The organism is Nonomuraea sp. NPDC059194 (assembly GCF_042754765.1).
Taxonomy (GTDB): Bacteria; Actinomycetota; Actinomycetes; order Streptosporangiales; family Streptosporangiaceae; genus Nonomuraea.
Genome location: NZ_JBHZBH010000029.1, coordinates 84,375 through 99,457, shown reverse-complemented (window position 1 = coordinate 99,457; position 15,083 = coordinate 84,375). Strand labels below are relative to the sequence as shown.

Here is a 15,083-nt window from a genome sequence, read left to right as displayed (position 1 = left end):
GCTCGACGACCAAGGCAGGAGGAGCCCCCCATGACCGCCACCCCCTCCGTGGACACGCGAGGGGCGATCGGCTTCCTGCGCACCCCCACCGAGGGGATCGCCCCGCTGCGGTGGGAGGGCGCGCGATGGACCGTCGAGGGGGCGCCGCTGCCCGAACCCGACGCGCTCAGGACATGGGCGGGCCTGTCGGTGGAGTGGCCGTCGGCGAAGGAGGCCGAGGAGTTCGGGGAGGCCGGGCGGCGGGCCGCCGTCGACGGGCTGCTCGCCCTGGCCTGCGCGGGCGTGCCGCTGACGGCCGAACCCGCCGCTGACGTGCCCCCATGGGTGCCCGCTGACCTGGGCCGCCTCCTGGCCGACCGGGCGTGGCCGGCCGTACCACGGGAGCTCGGCCCCCGGTGCGTCGCCGACCTGCGCCGCGAGGAGCACAGCGTACGGCTGCGCAGGCTCGCGCCCAGGCCGTCGCTGACGCCCACGGTCAGCGTCGTGATGTCGAGCATGCGGCCGCACCTGCTCGGCTCGGCCCTCGACCAGATCGCGCGGCAGCGCCACGTCCAGGTGGAGGTGCTGCTCGGCCTCCACGGCATCGAGGACCATCCGCTGGCCCGCCGCGCCGTCGAGGCGTGCGCGGTGCCGATCCGCGTGGTGTCGGCAGGGGCCGACGTGCCGTTCGGCGCGCTGCTGAACAGGGCCGCCTCCCACGCCTCTGGCGACTACCTCGCCAAGTGGGACGACGACGACTGGTACGGCCCCGACCACCTGGCCGACCTCCTGCTCGCCAAGCGCGCCTCCGGCGCCGACATCGTCGGGACCGCGGCCGAGTTCTTCTACCTCGAACCACTCCGGACGACGATTCGTCGGACCTCTTACCGCAGCGAGACGTGGAGCGACTTCGTGGCGGGCGGCACGATCCTGCTCGACAGGGACGGCTTCCCCGGCTTCGAGCCGCTGACCCGCGGCGTCGACGCCGCCCTGCTCAAGGCGCGCCACGCCGACGGCGCCCGCATCTACCGCACCCACGGCCTCGGCTACGTACTGCGCCGCTCGCTCAGCGAGGGCCACACCTGGCAGCTGCCGCTGTCGCACTTCCTCAAGGTCGCCCACAACCAGTGGCGCGGCTTCCGGCCCAGCCTGCTCATGGAATCCACATGATCACTCCCCGGGTGCGGGGCAACGACTACCGCACGCTCGACGTGCCCGCGCTCGGCGCATGGACCCCCGGCATGACCGTGAGTGTGATCATTCCCGCGTACGGCGGGCAGGACAAGCTCGACCTGGTCATCGAGGGGCTCGGCAGGCAGAGCTACCCCCGCCACTTGACCGAGGTCGTGGTCGTCGACAACGGCAGCGAACCCCCGTTGACCGTCCCCCCTTGGGTCAAGCTCGTCGGCTGCGAGCAGCCCGGGCGGGCCAGCGCGCGCAACGCGGGCCTCGCCGTGGCCTCGGGCGAGGTCGTCCACTGGCTCGACTCCGACGTGGTGCTCACACCGCGCGCGCTCGAAGCCCACATGCGCTGGCATCACGCCGCGCCGTACCTGGTGGTCACCGGCTACATCCGCTTCACCTCCGCGCCGGTGCCCGCCCGGCTGCCCGACGATCTGGAGCGGAGCTTCGAGCCCGCCGAGCCCCACCAGTGGATCGTCGACCTGGTCGCGCGGACCGACGGGCTCACCGCCAACCCCACCCGCCCCTTCAGCCTGCACGTCGGCGGCGCCACCTCCGTCAACGCCCGCCTGATCGCCGCCGCCGGCCCCATGGACGAGGAGCTCGTCCTCGGCCAGGACACCGAGATGGGCTACCGGCTGGCCCAGGCGGGCGCCGTCTTCGTGCCGGAGCCGCTGGCCCGCGCCTACCACCTCGGGCCCACGATGCGGATGCGCGACAAGGCGCCGATCGACAGGGTCAGCCACGCCACCGTCGCCGACCGCGTCCCCTCCTACCGGTGGCTGCGCTCGCATCCGGGACGCCAGTGGAAGGTGCCCTTCGTCGAGGCCGTCGTCGAGGCCGCGGGCGCCCGATACGAGGACGTGCGCGCGACCGTCGACGCGCTGCTGGCGGGCACCGTCCCCGACGTGCGGGTGGCGATCGTCGGGCCGTGGGACACGCTCACCCGCGACAGGCGGGCGCCGCTCAAGGACCCCAACCTCGACCTCGTCCTGGTCCAGGGGCACTACGCCCACGAGGGCAGGGTACGGCTGGCCGTCGACGACGCGGTCGAGCCCGCCGTGCCGTACGTGCTGAGGGTGCCCGCGGGGTGGGCGCCGGGCGCCGACACCCTCGCGCGCCTGCTCGGCGTGGCGGCCGACGAGGGGCAGGGGCTGGTCGACGTGCTGCTGTCGGAGACGGCCGAGGGCGTCGTCACCGCCAGGCTGGAACGTACCGCCGCCTTCGCCAGGGCCGCGATCGTGGCGCAGCCGGGGGAGGACCTCGACGACGTGGTCGACTCGGTGTTCGGGGTCCGCTGGGTGGAGGGGGAGACCTGCGGGTTCACCAGGAAGACCCGCGACATCCCCGGCCGGGGCAGTGTCCACCGGGCCAGGCTGGACGCGCAGGCGGAGGTCGAGAGGCTGCACGCCGACGTGGAGCGCCTGCGCGGACAGGTGGAGCGGTGGCGGGAGGAGTCGGGCAAGTGGCGGAGGAGCGCGGTGGAGCTGCGGCGCGAGGTCGGGTCGCTGCGGCGCGAGCTGGCCAAGGCGGGACGCGTCCAGCAGGGCCTGCGGGCCGCCCTCACCGCCTCGCTCCGGCGCGCGCTCCGCAAGAAGGACTGACCGGCCTCCCCACGGACCCTGGTCTCCGGACCTCCCCGGTTCCCGGACGCCCGCTTCCCGGACCCGTCTCCCGTCCCATCCCGGTTCCCGGATTTCCGGTTTCCAGGGAACCCGGTCCAGTCCCTCGGGGCTCCGGGCCCCGGGGGGAGTGGTTCGGGTGGGTCAGTTGGGGCGCAGGGCGGACTTCAGGCGGCGCAGCAGGGTGCGCTCCTCGGGGACGGCGGGCGCGGGGGCGGGGATCGAGACCGGCTTGGGCGCGGCGGGCGCGGGCCAGTAGCGGTCGGGACCCTCGCGCCTGATGCCGTGGGTGACCTCGATGATCTCGTCGGGGTCGCCGCCGCCCTCGGGCGCCAGCAGCCGCGCGCGGGCCAGCGCCGACGTGCGCTCCAGCCTGGCCTCGCGCCCGTCGGGCAGCTCGACGACCAGCACGCCCGCCAGGTCCTTCTGCACCGACTCGACCATCCGTTCCAGCGTCGCTCTGTGCAGGGGCACGTCGACGGGCCCGACGTAGCGGAACGGCGTCGGCGAGGGCGTCGGCGCCGCCTCGTCGATGAGCCTGACCCGATCGTCGTGCGCGTAGAGCTCGCGCATCACCCTGAGCTCGAAACACGGGTCGCCGAGCACCGAACGCCGTCCGTCGCCCAGCCGCGACCAGGGCCCGACGAGCGTCACCACGACGTCCTGCAGCTTCCCGTCGAGCGCGGCTGCCACCGCCTGCCGTACCGTGGCCTCGGAGGTGTCCGTGACGTCCAGGACGATCTCCACGTACGGCACCAGCCACCGCCTGCCCTTGTCCTTGCGCAGGTCGCGGCGGAGCGGGATGCGGTGGGCCAGGAACGGCTCGACCACCCGCACCGCCCGCTCGCGGTCGCGGTGCTGGGCCGGGAGCCCCAGATGGACGGCCTGCGCCCGCTCGTCGGGCACGAACACCACGCCGTGCATCGCCAGCCGGTAGGCGAACTCGGTGTCCTCGCCGCGCAGGACGTGCGGATCGAGGCCGCCGACCGCGTGGAACACCTCACGTGGCAGGGCGAACGTCGGCCCCGTGCACACGTGATACGGGTTGCGGCTCTTGCGCAGCCCGTCCGTCTTCTCGATCGTCGCCTCCGTCGAGCTCGGGATCGCCGCCGAGAGGTCGAACAGCTCGCCCAGGTCGGTCGCCCGGTAGACCTGCTTCGGCGTGAGCGGCGGCTTGTCGACGAACTTCTTCATGCCGATCGAGACCACGTAGTCCGATACGTGATGCCATCGGGCCATCGCCTCGATGTGCTCGCGGCAGGCCACCATGTCGGAGTCGAGCCGCTGGATGATCTCGCCGTCGGCGGCCTTCACCCCGGTGTTGACCGCGGCGGAGATGCCCCAGCCGTCCGTGACGCGGACGATCCTGGTGTTGACCGGCCTGGTCTCCGGCAGCGTGATCGGCGGCTCGCTGCCGTCGTCGACGACCACGACCTCCATGAGCTGCTCGGGGTAGGTCTGGCAGGCCAGCGCGGCCAGCGTGAGATCGAGATGCGGACCGCCGTGCGCGGGGACGACCACGCTCACCGACAGGGACGGCGACCACTCGCCCAGTGGCGGCGGCGTCAGTGCGGAGTAGTCGTTCTGCCTTATCGCAGTCATGGTGATCAAGCCCTCCCCGTCCCCTGTGGGAGACCTTATCCGGGGTTGTGGGGTATTGGCGGAAGAGTCTGTCCAATCGGTGGACCGCCGTACCACCGGATGAGCCGGGTGGTCGTAGACTCTGTGCCCAACACCGCAGGTAGTCGCAGGAGCGAATCATGACCAGGGCATGGCGAGGCCTCATCGAGGAATACCGGGACCGGTTGCCGGTGAGCGAGACGACGCCCGTGGTCACGCTCCTGGAGGGCGGCACGCCCCTCGTCCCCGCCCACCGCGTCTCGGCGCTGACGGGCTGCGAGGTCTACCTGAAGGTCGAGGGCGCCAACCCGACCGGCAGCTTCAAGGACCGCGGCATGACCATGGCCATCAGCAAGGCCGTGGAAGAGGGCGCCAAGGCCGTCATCTGCGCCTCGACCGGCAACACCTCCGCCTCGGCCGCGGCCTACGCCGTACGCGGCGGGCTGACCTGCGCCGTGCTCGTGCCCCGCGGCAAGATCGCCATGGGCAAGCTGGCGCAGGCGCTCGTGCACGGCGCGACGCTGCTGCAGGTCGAGGGCTCCTTCGACGACTGCCTCGAGATGACCAGGAAGCTGTCGGAGAACTACCCGATCGCCCTGGTCAACTCGGTCAACCCGTACCGCCTGCAGGGCCAGAAGACGGCCGCCTTCGAGATCGTCGACGCGCTCGGCGCCGCGCCCGACATCCACTGCATCCCCGTCGGCAACGCGGGCAACATCTCCGCCTACTGGATGGGCTACCAGGAGTACGGCACGTCGCCGCGCATGTTCGGCTTCCAGGCCAGCGGCGCGGCGCCCATCGTCAACGGCGCGCCCGTCACCCACCCGCACACCATCGCCACCGCCATCCGCATCGGCAACCCGGCGTCGTGGAAGCTCGCCGAGGCGGCGCGCGACGAGTCGGGCGGCGTCATCCAGGCGGTGACCGACCGTCAGATCGCCGCCGCCTACAAGCTGCTGGCGCAGGAGGAGGGCGTGTTCGTCGAGCTCGCCTCGGCCGCCAGCGTCGCGGGCCTGCTGCAGGCGCACGAGCAGGGCCTCGTGGAGGCCGGGCAGCGGATCGTCTGCACGGTCACGGGCAACGGCCTCAAGGACCCCGACTGGGCGATCTCGGGCGCGCCCGCGCCCGTCACCATCCCGATCGACGTGCACGCCGCGGCCTCGGCGCTCGGCCTCGACTGACCCTCCCTTCTTCCGGTACGGCAAGCGGGCTCGGCGCCTCCGTGGTCACGGGGTCCCGTCCGCCGAAGGCGCGCCGCCCAGCAGGACTCCGGCGCCCGCCGTCACGGCGACCCTTACTAATGGGAAACCTGCTCGCCGTACCGCCACCCCACTGTCGTGCCTGGTCAGGGCCGTAGTGGCAGTCCACTTAGCAGGTTTCCCATTAGTAGGAGACACATGACCGACAGCAGGGTGATCGTCCGGGTTCCGGCGACCTCGGCGAACCTGGGCCCCGGATTCGACGCCCTCGGCCTGGCACTGAGCCTCCACGACGAGATCGAGGCGTCGCTGTTCACCCCGCCGAGCGGGCGGCGCGTGGAGATCTCGGTCGAGGGCGAAGGCTTCGGCGAACTCGACCTCGGCGACGAACACCTCATCATCCAGGCCATGCGCAGGACCTTCGACCGGATGAACGCCCCGCAACCCGCCGGAATCCGCCTGCACTGCCGCAACAGGATTCCGCACGCGCGAGGCCTCGGATCGTCCTCCGCCGCGATCTGCGCCGGAATTCTCGCCGCGAGGGCGCTGGCGGGCATGCCGTACACGCCGGAGGGAGGGACGGCGGCGCTCGGCTCTCAGCGAACAACGGAGCTGAGCGACGAGGAGGTCTTCGCCCTGGCCACCGAAATGGAGGGGCATCCGGACAACGTGGCCCCGTGCCTGGCCGGTGGCCTCACCATCGCGTGGAGCGACCAGGGCGGAGCACCGCATATGGTGAAACTGGTTCCCGACGCGAATATCAGGCCAGTCGTGCTGATACCCGCCACGCGGCTGTCCACCGAGACGGCCAGGGGGCTTCTACCCAAGGACGTGCCCCACAAGGACGCGTCCGTCAACGCGGGGCGGGCCGCGTTGCTGATCGCCGCGCTGACCGGGCGACCCGAACGCGACCTGCTGCTCGCGGGCACGGAAGACCGTCTTCACCAGGACTACCGCGCGCCTGCCATGCAGCGGACGGCCGATCTGGTAGAACGGCTGCGTGCCGTGGGCCTGCCTGCCACCGTTTCGGGAGCGGGTCCCACGATTCTTGTGCTTTCGACACCGGATGTGCAGGATTTGATCGCGCCAGAAGTGGGTAGTGACTGGCACATCCAGCAAATGGACGTCGACCAGAACGGTGCGAACGTTCAGTTCCCCGAGACACGCTGATGCCTCTTGGACTTTCAGGGAATAGCCGTGTGCGCTGGTGATGTTAGGCTGGTAGCCGCACCAGATGCCCCCTTGTTGGGTGCGTGCTTGTCAGCCGGATATCGCTGCATCATGCTTCACGTCGCGAGGCGTGAGCAGCACGGCTGTCTCCCCGAATCCGCTCGCCCCGTTCGGCCAACACCCGGTCGGCGCGACGCGAGGTGGCGAATCCGGGGAAGTGCGCGTGCGAACCGCTTTCGACATCTGGCGACAGCAATCTGGGGGGTTCCCTCCACTCGTCACCGTCCTGTGGCGACCTGGACGAATCCCTCCCCAACCGTGGCGGCCGTCCTGCGCGGCGGCCGAAGATCGCAAAGTGCACCCCGACCCGGTCTGTCCCGCCGGATCGACAGCACCTCCGGGACGATCGGCTGATCATGGCCGACGCCCGACCCCTGGGAAGGACCCTTAGTTGAGCGACACCACCGAACTCCTCTCCGACGCTTCCGGCTCCGCCGCGAGCGCGTCCGGCGACACCCCCACCCGCGCCGCGGCCAAGCCTCGCGCGCGTCGCTCCGGCACCGGACTGTCCGCGAAGGTGCTGCCCGAGCTGCAGAAGATTGCCGCCGAGCTGGGCATCAGCGGGACCGGGCGGATGCGCAAGAGCGAGCTCATCGCGCGTATCCAGGAGAAGCAGGGAGTCGGCGCCGGTGACAGCGCCCCAGCGGCCGCCGAGGCGCCCGCACCCGTCGAAGCGCCGGCCGTGGCCGAGCGCCCCGCTCGCAGCCGCAGGGAACGTTCCCGCTCCGCTGCCGCCGCCGAGCCCGTGACCGCTCCCGAGCCCGTCGCGGCCCCCGAGCAGCCTGCCGCTGCCGCCGCCGCGCCCGCCGTGGCAGCGGCCCCGACCGTCGTCGAGCAGCCGCAGCAGCCCGCCGTGGAGCAGGCCGACCAGCCGTCCGAAGGCCGCGCCGAGCGTGGCGAGAGCCGCCGCGACCGCGGCGAGCGCCGCAGCCGCCGCGAGCGCGGTGACCGTGGCGAGCGCAGTGACCGTGGCGAGCGGCAGGAGCGTGGCGGCGACCGCCAGGAGCGCGGCGAGCAGCAGCCGCAGCGCACCGACCGCGGCGACCGCGCGCAGGACCGGGGCCAGGACCGCTCGCAGGAGCGTGGCCAGGACCGTTCGCAGGACCGTTCGCAGGACCGCGGCCAGGACCAGCGCGGCATGGGCGACGACGACGAGCGCGGGCGCGGCAGGCGCGGGCGCTTCAGGGAGCGCAACCGCGGCAGGGGCCGTGACCGCTTCGACAGCAACGAGCCCGTGATCGGCGACGACGACGTCCTCATCCCGATCGCCGGCATCCTCGACATCCTCGACAACTACGCCTTCGTCAGGACCAGCGGCTACCTGCCCGGCTCCAACGACGTGTACGTGTCGCTGGCCCAGATCCGCCGCAACGGCCTGCGCAAGGGCGACGTCGTCACCGGCGCCGTCCGCCAGCCGCGCGACGGCGAGCGCAGGGAGAAGTTCAACGCCCTGGTCCGCCTCGACACCGTCAACGGCATGGACCCCGAGCAGGCTCGCAACAGGCCCGACTTCAACAAGCTCACCCCGCTCTACCCGCAGGAGCGGCTGCGCCTGGAGACCGAGCCCAACATCCTGACCACGCGGATCATCGACCTCGTGTCGCCGATCGGCAAGGGCCAGCGCGGCCTCATCGTCTCCCCGCCCAAGGCCGGCAAGACGATGGTGCTGCAGTCGATCGCCAACGCGATCACCCGCAACAACCCCGAGTGCCACCTGATGGTCGTGCTCGTCGACGAGCGGCCCGAAGAAGTCACCGACATGCAGCGCTCGGTCAAGGGCGAGGTCATCCACTCGACCTTCGACCGTCCTGCCGAGGACCACACCACCGTCGCCGAGCTCGCCATCGAGCGCGCCAAGCGGCTGGTGGAGCTCGGACACGACGTGGTGGTCCTGCTCGACTCCATCACCCGCCTCGGCCGCGCCTACAACCTGGCGGCCCCGGCGTCCGGACGCATCCTGTCCGGTGGTGTCGACTCGACCGCGCTCTACCCGCCGAAGCGCTTCTTCGGCGCCGCGCGCAACATCGAGAACGGCGGCTCCCTGACGATCCTCGCCACCGCCCTGGTCGAGACCGGGTCGAAGATGGACGAGGTCATCTTCGAGGAGTTCAAGGGCACCGGCAACGCCGAGCTCAAGCTCAACCGCTCCCTGGCCGACAAGCGCATCTTCCCCGCGGTGGACGTCGACGCGTCCGGCACCCGTAAGGAAGAGATCCTCATGGGCAAGGACGAGCTCCAGATCGTCTGGAAGCTCCGCCGCGTCCTCCACGCGCTGGACATGCAGCAGGCGCTGGAGCTGCTCCTGGAGAAGATGAAGGAGACGAAGTCCAACGCGGAGTTCCTCCTCCAGGTCCAGAAGACGACGGTCAGCTCCGACCGCGACTAGCACCGGCATCACGACGAAAGCGCCCCAGGTTTCCGAACCTGGGGCGCTTTCGCCCTTTCCGGCATGCTTCTCGCGTTTCGGAGCTCAGGCCGTGGTGCACCCCCGGGCAACGGCATGGTCCTCGCTGGTGGCGCTTCGCGCTTGGGACTCGGGCTGTTTTATGCGGGGCCCCCGGCAACGGCATGGTCCTCGCTGGTGGGCGCCTCGCGCTTGGGGCTCGGGCAGTTCTGACCGGGGGCACGCCCCCGCGCCCCCGGCAACGGCATGGTCCTCGCCGATCGGCGCTTCGCGCCTCGGGGCTCGGGCAGTTCCGAGCGGGGGCATGCCCCCGCACCCCCAGCGAGTGGCCTGCCGGCCCCTCGCGCTCCCCGGTCCCTCGACGTTCGCCGTAACGGGAGATCGTTAGGAGTATCGGGGACGGCCAGAACGTGCGGGTGCCTCGGGAATCCCACGTCCATGGGACGCACCATCGACGTGACGGCGCGGTCACCAGAGGCCCCATCTGACCCACCGTCTGGCTAGGCCCGGCGGGCACCCTGGAGGGTACGGATTGGGTCTTAGCTGCGGACCAAGGTACTTACGACATGGAGGTAGCGCTCGACCCGGTCACGAACCGTGGCATGTCCCGCGATGTGCGAGAGCACCGTCATCAGGCCGTCGAGGGGATCCAGGTCTGGTGGCGCGCCGAGCATCGTGGCCATCGCCATGGCAGCCTCGCTTTGCCTCCGAGCGATGGACTTTGCCGCGAGGGGGAGCATCGCGAGGGCGAACAGCGCAGGGTCCGGCGTGGGTCCGGGACGGCCGCGTCCGATGTGATCAAGCGCTTCTCCCAGGCCGAGATTCCCCGGCGTGCCATGGCCGAGCAGCAGCCGCGTATCGCTCGGCACCTCGATGCCGGGCGGCCACAGGTACCAGTCAACCCACAGCGTGAGCGGGCCGATGTCGTACATGGCTCCGACGTACCCGCCGCCAACCGGGCCGTTGCTCGGCTGCTCCAGGACGAGCAGGGCGTTGTCCAGAGCGGGGGGACCATCGACCACGATCAGATCGACATCGCTCCACGCATCGCCGCCACTGCGTCCCAAGGAACCGGCCAGCCACAGCGCCTCTGCCTGCACTGTCGTAACCGTTTGGGCCAGCCAGCGCTCGCGGGCTGTGGGCACAGCCGCCACGACGGCGCGGGCCTCCTGCGGGGTCATGGCAGCTCAAGCTATCGGGCGATACTCGCTGGTGTCTGCACGTTTACCCGTACCCGGCTCCACGCTGGAACCAGTACGCCGACAGCGGCAACAAGAAGCGGATCACCATTGCGGTGGACCCGCATCTGGCCACCTATGCCGAGCGACTTGTCGAAACCGGTAAGGCCGAATCGGTGTCAGCCGCGTTCAACGAGGCCATGGCAGCCAAACGCCTCCGCGACCAGCACGCTCACGCCAAGCTGCGCGAGCGAGCCGCTCAAGCCGATCCGGCTCGCGTCGAGCGGATGAGAAAGCACATCGAAAGACAAGCCAGGGCCCAGGGCTTCCAGGTGGCCGCAGGTGAGTGACCGCGTGTAGACGTTCTGACGGAGATCTCTGGGCTGACGCGGACCTCATCGGGCTCGTCCAGGGTCAAGTTCGTGCCAACCAACCGCTTGTCATCTTGGCAGACCCGTGGTCCTCGCCAGTGGGCGGTACGCGCGCTCCCGGCCCTCGACGCCCGTCGAAATGGAAGATCGTTAAGGGAACGCGAGGCAGAGCTTCAAGCGGGCCAGCCAGGCACCGGTGGAGGCCTGCTGGCTACCTCTGCCCCGCGACATGCGTCGGACCGGAGATGCGCGCTACGCGACCTTGATCGAGTGCGGCCCCACGCTGATCGTCACGTCGACGTGTCCGCCGAGCGCGGCCGCATAGCCCCGGATGGTCTCCAACTCCATCGACTCAAAGTCGCCGTTCTCGATCTGGGAGACACGGGCCTGGGAGATGCCCAGTGTGGCGGCGACGTCCGCCTGGGTCTTGCCCACAGACTTGCGCAGTTCCTTCAGGTGGTAGCCGGCCACGTAGGCGTCCAGGCGAGCGTTGGCGACGGCCTGGCGGTCGGGATCGGCAAGCTCGGGGTGTAGCCGGTGCGCCTCCGCCTTGACCTCCTGCCAGCGGTGCGCAGGGCTCACAGGGTCACCGAATCCGGGTCGCAGTTCGTGAAGGTGAACGTAGCCTCAACCTTCTGCGCGGTGCCGGGGCTTGCGTCGAATTCTCCCTGCGAGAACCCAAAAAGAAGGCCCGCTCCTCAATGGAGCGGGCCGTACCGGCAGAGCCGGGTGTTACTTGACGTCCACGAACTCCTGGGCCGACCAGGAGCTGTGGGTCTTGCTGGTCGCGGGCACCTTCGTGCGCCAGTACCCGTCGTACTTCTGCTTGACCGTCTTCGTGTACTTGCCCGTCGACGTCGCCTTCGCGAAGCCCATGAACTTGTACGACTTGGTGCCCTTCTTCTTGAAGTACACCTCGACGACCTTGCCCTTGTACGCCTTGGTCCCCCGATAGACCTTGCCGTAGATCTTGAAGGTCTTGCCGAGCTTCGCCTTGTTGGGCGCGCTCAGCGTGATCTTCGACTTGGACTTCTTGGACGCTCCGCCCTCCGGCGCGTTCACGCTGAACGAGCCGACGCCCTTGAGCGTCTCGCCGCCGCGGCTGGCGGAGATCTCCAGCGTCCAGTCGCCCGGCGCGCTGTCGTCGGTGAAGTAGACGGTGCCCGTGTAGTAGCCGTCCGTGGCGAGTTCGAGGCTGCCGAGGTCGTAGTACTCGGAGGTGGTGTCGCTGACCATCTTGGCGCTGACGAGCGTGGCGTCCTTCACCGCGGCCTGCACGGTGACCTTGACCTCCTGGCCCTTGACCAGGTTGACCGGGTTCGGGGTGACCGAGGCGCCGGTGATGCCCTGCTTGCCCGCCACCTTGACGGTGAAGGTGCTCGTGTTGCCGCGCGAGGTCTGCAGGCGCAGCGTCCAGTCGCCCGCCGGGTCGTCCTTGCTGATGGTGAACTTGCCGGTTCCCGACGCGGAGGCCGGGCGGGGCGCCGTCGATTCGCCGGTGACGTGCGCCGGGTAGTTGACGGAGGTCGTCACCGCCTTGGCGCTCTTGCCCGCCGGGGTGATGTCGGCCGCGGTGATCGTGACCTTGTCGGCGTCGGTGGTCGGCCCGGTCCCGGGGCCGAGCGGGTTGGCCAGCGCGAAGCTGAAGCTGACCTCGATCTCCTTGTCGGCGGGCACGTACGCGTTGCCGACGGAGACATTGGTGATGTCGTCGGCTGCCACGTAGGCCGCACGCGACACGGATGCGCTGGCCGAGGAGAGGCCGGCGCCCCCGACGAGCACAGCCACCCCCGTTGCGGTCGCCAGCAGCAACCGCATCCTTCTTTTCATGTGATGGGGCCCCTTGCATCGGTGTAAATGGGTGAAAAGTTACGGATTGGACACTGGAGCCTAGTGGGGCACGTGTGACTCGTCCACAAGATCCGTGGGAATGGCTCGTGGCCTGGGGTGGTTGGAGGATCTGGCACACTGGTAGCTGAACCGAAGCGGTACCGGTTCCCGCAGCGCGCGACCGACCGTGTGCGACAGCGCGCAAGCCGTACGGAGCGACCCGGCGACCGCACCCCGAAAGGACAGTCATGAAGCGCGACATCCACCCCGAGTACCACGTGACTCAGGTGACCTGCACCTGCGGTAACTCGTTCACCACGCGCAGCACCGCGAAGAACGGCGTCATCCACGCCGACGTGTGCTCGGCCTGCCACCCGTTCTACACGGGCAAGCAGAAGATCCTCGACACCGGCGGTCGCGTGGCGCGCTTCGAGCAGCGCTTCGGCAAGAAGGCCAGCAAGTAGCTTCCCTGACGCCGGCCCGGAGACGCACATGCGCGCTCCCGGGTCGGCGTTCGTAGTGAAGAGGGCGGCGACAAAGCGGAAGAAGGACGCACGGTGAATCTCGACGAACTGCTCAGTGAGTACGCCGAGCTGGAGCAGCAGCTCGCGGATCCCGCCGTGCACGCCGACCAGAACAAGGCCCGCACGCTCGGCAGGCGCTACCGCCAGCTGACGCCCATCGTCGGCACCTACCGCGAGCTGGAGGGCGTCAGAGACGACCTCTCCGCGGCCAAGGAGCTGGCCGCGGAGGACGAAGCCTTCGCAGAGGAGGCCGCCCAGCTGGAGGAGCGCATCCCCAAGCTGGAGGAGAAGCTCAAGCACCTGCTCATCCCGCGTGACCCCAATGATGAGAAAGACATCATCATGGAGATCAAGCAGGGTGAGGGCGGCGAGGAGTCGGCGCTGTTCGCCGGCGACCTGCTGCGGATGTATCTGCGCTACGCCGAACGGGCCGGCTGGAAGACCGAGATCATCGACGCCCAGCACTCCGACCTCGGCGGCTACAAGGACGTCACGGTCGCGATCAAGGCCAAGGGTGACGAGGGCGTCTGGTCGAGGCTGAAGTACGAGGGCGGCGTGCACCGCGTGCAGCGGGTGCCCGTCACCGAGTCGCAGGGCCGCATCCACACCAGCGCGACCGGTGTCCTGGTCTACCCTGAGGCCGAAGAGGTCGAGGTCAACATCGACCCCAACGAACTGCGCATCGACGTCTACCGCTCCAGCGGTCCCGGCGGGCAGAGCGTCAACACCACCGACTCGGCGGTCCGCATCACCCACCTGCCGACCGGCGTGGTCGTCTCCTGCCAGAACGAGAAGAGCCAGCTCCAGAACAAGGAGTCGGCGATGCGCATCCTGCGGGCCAGGCTGCTGGCCGTGGCGCAGGAGGAGGCCGAGGCCGCCGCCCAGGCCGAGCGCAAGTCGCAGGTTCGCACGATGGACCGCTCTGAGCGCATCAGGACCTACAACTTCCCCGAGAACCGCATCTCCGACCACCGCGTCGGCTTCAAGGCGTATAACCTCGACCAGGTGCTCGACGGAGAACTGAGCGCTGTCACCCAGGCCCTCATCGACGCCGAAATGGCGGAGAAGCTCGCACAACACTCATGACATTCCTGCTGGACGAGATCGCCCTCGCAACCGCTCGGCTGGCCGAGGCCGGGGTTCCGTCGCCGCGCACTGACGCCGAGGAGATCGCGGCGTTCGTTCACGGTGTGCGCAGGAGCGCGCTCCACACGGTCAAGGACGCCGACTTCGACGCCCTCTTCTGGGAGGGCGTCTCCAGGCGCGCGGCCAGGGAGCCCCTGCAGCACATCACCGGCCACGCCTACTTCCGCTACCTGGAGCTGGCGGTGGGCCCTGGCGTCTTCGTGCCGCGGCCGGAGACCGAGGTGGTCGCGGGCTGGGCGATCGAGCGCCTGCGCGAGATGGACGTCGCCGAGCCGCTCGTGGTTGACCTCGGCACCGGTTCGGGCGCGATCGCGCTGTCGATCGCGCAGGAGGTGGCGCTGGCGCAGGTCCACGCGGTCGAGGTCGATCCCGACGCGTACGGCTGGGCCAAGCGCAACATCGCCGAGCACGGCCAGGGCAGGGTCCACCTGCACCCTGAGGACCTCGCCGACGCGCTGCCCGAGCTCAACGGCAAGGTCGACCTCGTCATCTCCAACCCGCCCTACATCCCGCCCGGCGCGATCCCGCGCGACCCCGAGGTGCGCGACTACGACCCTTCTCGGGCGCTGTACGGCAGCGGCGCCGACGGGCTCAACGAGGTCAGAGCCGTCGAGCGTACGGCCCGCCGCCTGCTCAGGCCGGGTGGCCTGGTGGCCGTCGAGCACGCCGACGAGCAGGGCCAAGCCGTCTACCGCCTCTTCCCCGAGGACAAGGGCTGGCGCGACGCCCGGCTGCGCCAGGACCTCACCCGCCGGGACCGCTTCGTCACCGCCAAGTTCGGCCAGGAATAGGATTGCT

13 protein-coding genes are annotated in these 15,083 nt (G+C 70.1%); 9 read left to right on the top strand and 4 right to left on the bottom strand.

Translation table 11 applies throughout. The features are described 5' to 3' along the window. Nucleotides 1-30 precede the first annotated feature (30 nt). Together ACFXJ8_RS30440 and ACFXJ8_RS30435 are read left to right on the top strand one after the other, a co-directional pair. The gene (locus tag ACFXJ8_RS30440) at nt 31-1,149 is read left to right on the top strand and encodes a glycosyltransferase family 2 protein (RefSeq protein ID WP_379647410.1); all 1,119 of its coding nucleotides are present in this window, start codon (nt 31-33) and stop codon (nt 1,147-1,149) included. After that, nucleotides 1,146-2,765 (top strand): glycosyltransferase, encoded by a 1,620-nt coding sequence (locus tag ACFXJ8_RS30435; RefSeq protein WP_379647409.1) that lies wholly within the window; start codon nt 1,146-1,148, stop codon nt 2,763-2,765. Before ACFXJ8_RS30440 ends, ACFXJ8_RS30435 begins: the two co-directional genes overlap by 4 nt. Before the next feature lie 162 nt (nt 2,766-2,927). On the opposite strand, the gene ACFXJ8_RS30430 is transcribed toward ACFXJ8_RS30435, so the two are convergent. Next, nucleotides 2,928-4,385: a glycosyltransferase gene (locus ACFXJ8_RS30430; RefSeq protein ID WP_379647408.1), complete on the bottom strand. Its 1,458-nt coding sequence runs from the start codon at nt 4,383-4,385 to the stop codon at nt 2,928-2,930. 158 nt (nt 4,386-4,543) lie between these two features. Here ACFXJ8_RS30430 and thrC point away from each other — a divergent pair, with 158 nt between their 5' ends. From thrC to rho, 3 genes are all read left to right on the top strand, one after another. Further along, nucleotides 4,544-5,584 carry a threonine synthase gene (gene thrC, locus ACFXJ8_RS30425; RefSeq protein WP_379647407.1) on the top strand — a complete coding sequence of 347 codons (1,041 nt, stop codon included), beginning with the start codon at nt 4,544-4,546 and terminating at the stop codon, nt 5,582-5,584. A gap of 216 nt (nt 5,585-5,800) precedes the next feature. Next, entirely contained in the window at nt 5,801-6,772 is a 972-nt protein-coding gene (gene thrB / locus ACFXJ8_RS30420; RefSeq protein ID WP_379647406.1) for a homoserine kinase, read from the top strand. A gap of 451 nt (nt 6,773-7,223) precedes the next feature. Continuing rightward, nucleotides 7,224-9,218: a transcription termination factor Rho gene (gene rho / locus ACFXJ8_RS30415; RefSeq protein ID WP_379647405.1), complete on the top strand. Its 1,995-nt coding sequence runs from the start codon at nt 7,224-7,226 to the stop codon at nt 9,216-9,218. A gap of 557 nt (nt 9,219-9,775) precedes the next feature. On the opposite strand, the gene ACFXJ8_RS30410 is transcribed toward rho, so the two are convergent. Continuing rightward, nucleotides 9,776-10,417, bottom strand: a complete 642-nt coding sequence (locus ACFXJ8_RS30410; protein ID WP_379647404.1) for a hypothetical protein — start codon at nt 10,415-10,417, stop codon at nt 9,776-9,778. Nucleotides 10,418-10,530: 113 nt separating this feature from the next. On the opposite strand from ACFXJ8_RS30410, the gene ACFXJ8_RS30405 reads away from it, so the two are divergent. Beyond that, on the top strand, nt 10,531-10,764 hold the full coding sequence (locus ACFXJ8_RS30405; RefSeq protein WP_379647403.1) for a hypothetical protein: 234 nt from the start codon (nt 10,531-10,533) through the stop codon (nt 10,762-10,764). Between the two features lie 273 nt (nt 10,765-11,037). On the opposite strand, the gene ACFXJ8_RS30400 is transcribed toward ACFXJ8_RS30405, so the two are convergent. Beyond that, entirely contained in the window at nt 11,038-11,367 is a 330-nt protein-coding gene (locus ACFXJ8_RS30400; protein ID WP_379647402.1) for a helix-turn-helix domain-containing protein, read from the bottom strand. Between the two features lie 150 nt (nt 11,368-11,517). After that, the gene (locus tag ACFXJ8_RS30395; RefSeq protein ID WP_379647401.1) at nt 11,518-12,615 is read right to left on the bottom strand and encodes a hypothetical protein; all 1,098 of its coding nucleotides are present in this window, start codon (nt 12,613-12,615) and stop codon (nt 11,518-11,520) included. Between the two features lie 248 nt (nt 12,616-12,863). Between ACFXJ8_RS30395 and rpmE the strand changes: the two genes are divergently transcribed. The 3 genes from rpmE (at nt 12,864) to prmC (ending at nt 15,076) form a co-directional block, all read left to right on the top strand. After that, complete coding sequence (gene rpmE / locus ACFXJ8_RS30390; RefSeq protein ID WP_379576741.1) at nt 12,864-13,079, top strand: 50S ribosomal protein L31; 216 nt, start codon at nt 12,864-12,866, stop codon at nt 13,077-13,079. A gap of 93 nt (nt 13,080-13,172) precedes the next feature. Continuing rightward, a complete protein-coding gene (gene prfA / locus ACFXJ8_RS30385; RefSeq protein ID WP_379647400.1) occupies nt 13,173-14,225 on the top strand; it encodes a peptide chain release factor 1 in 1,053 nt (350 codons plus the stop codon). Then, nucleotides 14,222-15,076 carry a peptide chain release factor N(5)-glutamine methyltransferase gene (gene prmC / locus ACFXJ8_RS30380; RefSeq protein ID WP_379647399.1) on the top strand — a complete coding sequence of 285 codons (855 nt, stop codon included), beginning with the start codon at nt 14,222-14,224 and terminating at the stop codon, nt 15,074-15,076. The genes prfA and prmC overlap by 4 nt, the downstream gene beginning before the upstream one ends. The last annotated feature ends 7 nt before the right edge of the window (nt 15,077-15,083 follow it).